Annotated in this window: 5 protein-coding genes; 2 read left to right on the top strand and 3 right to left on the bottom strand. The window is 41.8% G+C overall.

The window, feature by feature from the left end; translation table 11 throughout:
- The 3 genes from BLQ17_RS21340 to BLQ17_RS21330 form a co-directional block, all read right to left on the bottom strand.
- On the bottom strand, positions 1-244 hold a 244-nt coding region (locus BLQ17_RS21340; protein ID WP_176761386.1), incomplete at its 3' end, for a transposase.
- A gap of 230 nt (positions 245-474) precedes the next feature.
- Positions 475-1452 carry a C-terminal binding protein gene (locus BLQ17_RS21335; protein WP_092226233.1) on the bottom strand — a complete coding sequence of 326 codons (978 nt, stop codon included), beginning with the start codon at positions 1450-1452 and terminating at the stop codon, positions 475-477.
- A 531-nt stretch (positions 1453-1983) separates the two neighbouring features.
- Positions 1984-3471 (bottom strand): sodium:solute symporter family protein, encoded by a 1488-nt coding sequence (locus BLQ17_RS21330; protein ID WP_092226231.1) that lies wholly within the window; start codon positions 3469-3471, stop codon positions 1984-1986.
- A 415-nt stretch (positions 3472-3886) separates the two neighbouring features.
- Here BLQ17_RS21330 and BLQ17_RS21325 point away from each other — a divergent pair, with 415 nt between their 5' ends.
- Positions 3887-4531 carry a GntR family transcriptional regulator gene (locus BLQ17_RS21325; protein ID WP_092226230.1) on the top strand — a complete coding sequence of 215 codons (645 nt, stop codon included), beginning with the start codon at positions 3887-3889 and terminating at the stop codon, positions 4529-4531.
- A 445-nt stretch (positions 4532-4976) separates the two neighbouring features.
- The gene (larC, locus tag BLQ17_RS21315) at positions 4977-6095 is read left to right on the top strand and encodes a nickel pincer cofactor biosynthesis protein LarC (protein ID WP_218121879.1); all 1119 of its coding nucleotides are present in this window, start codon (positions 4977-4979) and stop codon (positions 6093-6095) included.
- Positions 6096-6800: the final 705 nt, after the last annotated feature.

The raw sequence follows: 6800 nt of genomic DNA, 5'->3' as shown, positions 1-6800 counted from the left end.
GGTCTCGAGGGGTTTGCAGTTCGAAGCTGCCATTGGCTGATTTTATGTTTTTTTTGCTCTTGCCGTTGCGACGATTACCGGTAATCTCCTGGCTCAGATGAGTATCTAACTCTGCTTCCAGTGCAGCTTCGGTCAGCTGTTTGATAAGCGGGGTGAGGATTCCTTCTTTTCCGAGAAGGGCTTTGCCTTTTTGGAGCTCTTCAAGAGCTTGCTGAAAATCAAATTCTGGTTTTTCTTCTGTCATGTCAGTCTCCTTTGGTCGCTGAATATATCAGCTTTCAGTTACTGACACAAAATTTTGAACACCCTCAGTTCCAGAGATGACCCAAATCAGCTTCCAGGGGTTTCCCCTTTTTCTCACTCATATTCTTCTTTCAAAATCTCTTCTAGTTTCAAGCGCTTTTAAAGAAAAATAATATCATCACTTTGGTTTTGTTAAGAGGTCAACTTTAGGCGCTGTAAAAGAGTTATTTTTCATCTCTGATTAACAGACATAATTGATTTTTGCCCCTTAATAGCCATTATTATATTATTGGTGGTTTTTTCTCTCAGTTCAATTAAAGATTCTCGTGTCAGGTAAGACACATGTGGTGTCACAAGAATTTTTTCTCTTTTTAAGATTTCGTTTTGAGCATCTGGCGGTTCTGTTGTCAATACATCAAGAGCTGCACCTGCGATAATACCTTTGTCAATGGCATTGACCAGCTCCGTCTCATTTACTATGCCACCTCTTGACGTGTTTATTAACACCGCATTATTTTTCATCATCTTGAATTCTTCCATTCCTATCAACAATTTTGTTTCAGGCGTAAGGCGGGTAAAGATACTTACAAAATCTGCAATCTTAAAACCGGTTTCCCAGCTAACACTGCGAACACCTAAAGCGCCAAAACTATCCTTAGAGACATAGGGATCATAAGCCACAACTTCCATACCGAGACATTTTGCTTTTCTGGCCACAGCCATTCCGATATTTCCAAATCCAACAACAAAGAGAATAGCTCCCTGTAGTCGTCTTGGCATTTCAGCAACAGCAACAGCGTCTATCCCCCACCTTTCCGAAAAGAGAGACTTCGTATAGGAATGCACCTTTTTGCAAAAATAGTAAATGAACGCCATCACGTGATCGGAGACTTCTTCAGTACAAAAGTTTGGAACATTTACAACAGGAATCTTTTTTTCATTTGCAGCCTTGACATCAACTTTTTCATATCCTGTGCCGTATATTGAAATAATTTTACAGTTCTCAAGACTTCGAATTACTTCCGCGGGCATATCGATATCAATCTGGCAAATAATTGCATCCGCATTTTTCCCAAAAATTTCAAGGTCTTTCTCGTAACTCTTTTGCGAATATTTTATTTCATAGTCTGGGAGATTGATTTTGATGAGTTCTTCTTCTATTTCGTAATCACTCCACTCCTCGTCAATGATCCATATAATTCCTGACATAGTTCATTCCTTTATTAATCCGTGCATTAATTAGGTTACATAAGTGTGCATTTTGCCCATTGACGTCGAAAAAAAGCTATGATTTTCTCCGAATATCTCTGGAGTGAGCACATAACCTTGGTGACTCTTTTATACAAGTCCTACTCACCAGTAGTGAGTCTGGCGACCAATCTTATAGTTTTTGATATATTAGACGAAACCTGATTGCCGAGCACAAGCACAGAGCAAAACAACTTATAATTATTGACCCGGTGGGCTTTTGAAAGAATAATAGCCTTGCGTATCACTATTATTGACGTAATATCGATCACATAATATCGCAAGGGCTTATCTTGTTTGCTCGTTGGGTTAATAAGCCGTATACGTCAGATAGCATACATTGTGCGCTAACTATATCTGATTGAAATAACGTTCAAAATAAAACACAGTGCTGCTTTATCAAAGTTTGTCATTAGCCTTCGAGTTAATAACAATCATATGCTTGAAATTGTAAAAGCAGTTTAACGTTTAGGATTGTCAGGGGACATCATGCTACATGACTGTATCGGCAACAGGGTCTTCTTTTATCGTTTTCTTTTCACTACGGGTCCTTGATATAAACTTGTCGGCTTTTTCGTATTCTGGACTAGTAAGAAGACTGACACTGAAATAAAGTATAACTGCTATTGTCAAACCATAAAGGAGCCTGTAGGGCCAGTTTGGCCAGAATATAGGCATCTGAACCCCCAGATCCACCAGGACATTATAAAAAACGAAAGACGACCCTCCTATCATACTCGCCATGGCGCCCTTTGAATTTCCTCTTCTCCATATAAATCCCATGATCAATGGACAGAATACACCGCACATAATTATGTCGCTGGACATCCAAAGAACCCAGAGAATATTTCGTAACTTCAGTGCAACAAGTGCCGCAATGACTGCAACAATAGCGGTACCGATCCTAGCGACCTTAACCATTTGCTGATTGCTTGCTTCAGGATTGATCAGTTTGCGATAGATATCCTCGGTGATCGACATTGAACCGGTATTGATGGAAGTGTCCATAGTGGACATTAGAGCTGCGCCAACACCCACAAATACAATTGCAGCGATGACTGGGTGCAGCTGTGTGGTGGCGATATTTGCAAGAACTCCTCCTTCCGGTATAACATCATACAGTACCGCACCGGCTAGGCCTACAATCAGGCTCAATATTCCTAGAGGGATGAATAACAACCCACTAATCAACAACATCTTTTTTGAGTCGTCTGGCGTCCTCGCTGCACTAACTCTTTGCCAGGCGTCAGCCGAAATAACCCACCCCAGCCCAAACGAGACAACATACATGAAGTTTGTCGAAAAATTCTCAAACAGACTGAAGTATTGGACTCCAGTGCTGGACGATTTCTGCTTTAAGGCAGAAATCATAGGCCCAACACCGTCGACCGCCATGATGCCAGCCACCATTGTAATGAACATGGCTACAAGAAGGAACCAGAATTGGAAAATATCAGTGTACGTAACGACACGGTACCCACCATAAAGCCCATACAGAAATACGATGGCTACCCCTGTAATGACAGCAAATTCATAGGAAAAGTTGAGATACGTAGAAAAAAATTTACCTGCCGCGACCATTTGGGAAGCAGCCCAAGTGGTCATGTACCATATTACGATAACAGAAAGAAAGTTACCTGTGGTCTTGTCATATCTCTGATCCATAACCCGAATTTGAGAGATTATTCCCAATCTTCTAATCCACGCTGCAAAGAACATGAGAAGTAATGGTGCTAGTGCATTGGGGCCGCTCACGACCCAAAAGGATCCCAAACCTGACTTAAATGCCTTGTCGGCCGACACAATACAGGATGATCCGCCGTACCAGGATGCAAGAAAGCCAAGAGCAAGCACCCATTTTGAGATTGACCTTCCTGCTAAAAAAAATTCCTCGGACGTCTCCACTTTTTTACTTCTAAACCCCATGTATAAAAGTATAGCGAAGTAGACCAACAAAAAAGTAATTGACAAGACTCTCATACACCTCCTCCTTGATTTGTGAATCCTAGTTTATTTTTCTGGCTTCGTGCACTGTTTTTAATTTTACTCTCACGAGTGCTAAAACACAGAATGTCATCACTGGACCGAAGAGTGAGAAACCGTACTGATCTGTCTCTGATATATCATCAATAAATCATTATCTGTATATGTTGTCAACAATAATATTGATCATTTTACTTTTGGATATTCTCTGTAAGTTGCAGAAAATTGTTAAATGTGTTGCTTGTGCAACTGGTTAGATTTAAATTTTTATTTATATAGTTATGCATTTATGATATATTATCTGTATGAACAGAGCTCTCATTAATGATTATTCTGTGATATATCTATTTGAAATTTAACATTGCTTTTCTATTACAAAACAACATTCAATAACGGCACAGCACAGGTAGCCATGGCAAACCCAAAATCCAAAGATAAAGTTTATGAAAATTTACAGTACCGGATCATTACAAACAGTTTGAAACCCGGAGACATGTTAAATGAAAAAGACCTGGTAGAACACTACAAGATAGGAAGAACGCCTCTGAGGGAAGTCCTTCTTCAATTACAGACCGAGAATCTTTTGCAGATTATCCCACGAGTAGGAATCATTGTCGCTCAGATTGATATCCAGGAGATCAAGGATATCATAGAAATGCGCAGGGAGTTGGAGGGGTTGGCTGGCCAGCTGGCCGCAGAAAGAGTCACAGGCGAGCAACTGGAGGAGCTCAAAAAGATTTACCAAAAATTGAAAAAGTATTTGGCATCTGAAAACCAAGATATTGAGAAACTAGCGCAATACGACCAGAACTTTCACGATAAACTCTATGAGGCGACACAGAACAAAACGCTAAAATCAACACTTCTTTCATTAAACCGGACGACATCCAGATTCTGGTATCACATCGCATTTCAGAACAGTGATTTGTCGTACCAATTTGAGGACCTTGAGACAATTCTGGAATATGTTGAAAATCGTGATGCGACAAATGCTCGTAAAGCCCTAAGAAATCACCTTGATCGTGTTGTCACTAAGATGAAAAACTACTTATTTTAGCCCTTCAAACAGACAATCCTCAGGGCTGACATAATGGAGTTAAAAATGTTGTATAGAAACGTACCTCAAAATGGAGATTCACTCTCTATTCTCGGCTTTGGAGAAGGTGATTCGTGGGACCAGTTAGTCGCCCAGGGTGTTACTGGATTTTTTGAAAAAGCCAAAGCAGATTAAAGGGTTGTCAATCTTGGTTTTCCCTTCCATGGCAGTAATGAAGATTTCGTTTGCATCATCAATACCTATGACTGCAATTTATGCCAGATTCAATAAAATTCCCTCGATACACAAAACCAGGAAGGAACTGCGGGACTCACGCATGCAGCCACAAAAGACATTGCGGTGATTGTCACGGAGGAACCTCTGCGCGACGACAATCTGGCTCGTCGTGAGGCCCCTCCGCCTATTCAATTGCAACTTCCCAATCTTGCAGACATTCTCAGGAAGGATGTCTGCAAGACAAAAAAACATTATGAAAATTCTATATTACGACTGCTTTGCTGGCATCAGCGGCGACATGAATCTTGCGGCGATGATTGACTTGGGCGTAGACCCGGAATATCTCATCGGTGAGTTAGCCAAACTGGGCATTGATGATGATTTTTCCATTGAAGTCTCTGCCGATGAGCGCAAAGGCATTCATGGCACCCGAGTCGATGTGGTATTGAAAGAAGACAAACATCGCCATCATCGAAACTCCGGCCATCACGGGAACCACGAGCGGGGACACCATAGCCACTCTCGACATGCACACCGTAATCTCAAAGATATTGGAAAAATTATAAACGGAAGCAGTTTTGCTGATGAGGTCAAGGCGAAAAGTATGGCTATGTTCCAACGAGTTGCCGAGGCGGAGGCAAAAATTCATGGAAAGCAACTCTCTGAAGTACATTTTCATGAAGTAGGGGCCACGGACTCCATAGTTGATATCGTAGGTGCAGCCATATGCTTTTATGCTCTGGAAATCGATGAGGTCTGGTGTTCTCCTGTTGAACTCGGCGGAGGTTTCGTCAAGTGCGCCCACGGGGTAATGCCGGTTCCCGCGCCTGCCACCCTGGAAATTCTAGCCAGCATCCCTACCAAACGCGGGGCAATACAAAAAGAAACTACCACGCCAACCGGGGCAGCGATCCTCGCCGAACTAGTTGATCGTTTCGAACACGCTCCAGAACTAATGCTAGAAAAAACCGCTTATGGTATTGGTCACCGCGATACTGAGATCCCCAATGTGCTGCGAGTCAGTCTTGCTACCACGCTTGATCCACCAAACCGGCTCAAGACAAGTCCTGTCTGTCTGCTGGAATGCAATATAGACGACATGACAGGTGAGATGCTTAAAGATGCCATGGACCAACTCATGGAAACTGGGGCGATGGACGTTCATTTCACATCCATTATCATGAAGAAAAACCGTTCGGCTGTAACCCTATCTGTTTTGTGCAAAGCTGAAGAGGAAGATAAATTCAAACGATCGATTTTCAGACACACTTCAACTTTAGCAATAAAGACTATTCCCACCAAGATGACCTTCTCGACATCTCTTTTGAGCAGTTGGAAACGGTATTAGGCCGGTAATAATTTAAAAACCATACTGGACGACCAGGTCACTGAATTTGAAAATTGCCCTGCTCTCGCGACCAAGGCACAATATCCCGCTGAGTGAGACAAACCTGCAAATTGGTAAATTGCGGAAATCATAACTGCGAACCTTCTGATATTATTAATATGAAAAAACTATGCCTTAGGGCATGGGACTGCTCCTTAAATCAAATATCAAAACGATCAGACAGACAACAGCCGATATGGATAGTTTCTGTGAACTTTTTGATTAACCGCGGGCTTACCCATCTTGATACGGCGCTTGTCTACCATAATTTCAACAGTGAAAAGTTTGTCAGGGATACTCTTACTGAGCGCCAGCTATTCCCGTTTTAGCGACTTATTCGCCAAAGACGCAACTCTTCATGAGGTATCAGAGGTTGTCATGATGAATTTTAAAGGAGCAAGGCTTTCATCTACGATTTATCCGGAGATGAAGTCTTTTTTTCCTAAAATTGACTGTTTCTTGGGCACATCAATCCATTTTCCCATGGAAATATGATTTTTTCATGGGGATTTGATCTTTGAAACAACGTTTTTGGGGTTGAGCAAGAAGCCATTACGTTTTGAAAGCCTCCTTGCTGCCAAAAACTATTATCCGCAGGACTCTCTCCATGGAATCTACCTCAAATAACTGCATGGTAGAGCGGATGAGTTCCCAAAGGGTTCTTTT

The sequence above is a fragment of the Desulforhopalus singaporensis genome, from assembly GCF_900104445.1.
Classification (GTDB): domain Bacteria; phylum Desulfobacterota; class Desulfobulbia; order Desulfobulbales; family Desulfocapsaceae; genus Desulforhopalus_A; species Desulforhopalus_A singaporensis.
This window is presented reverse-complemented; position numbering and strand designations above follow the sequence as displayed.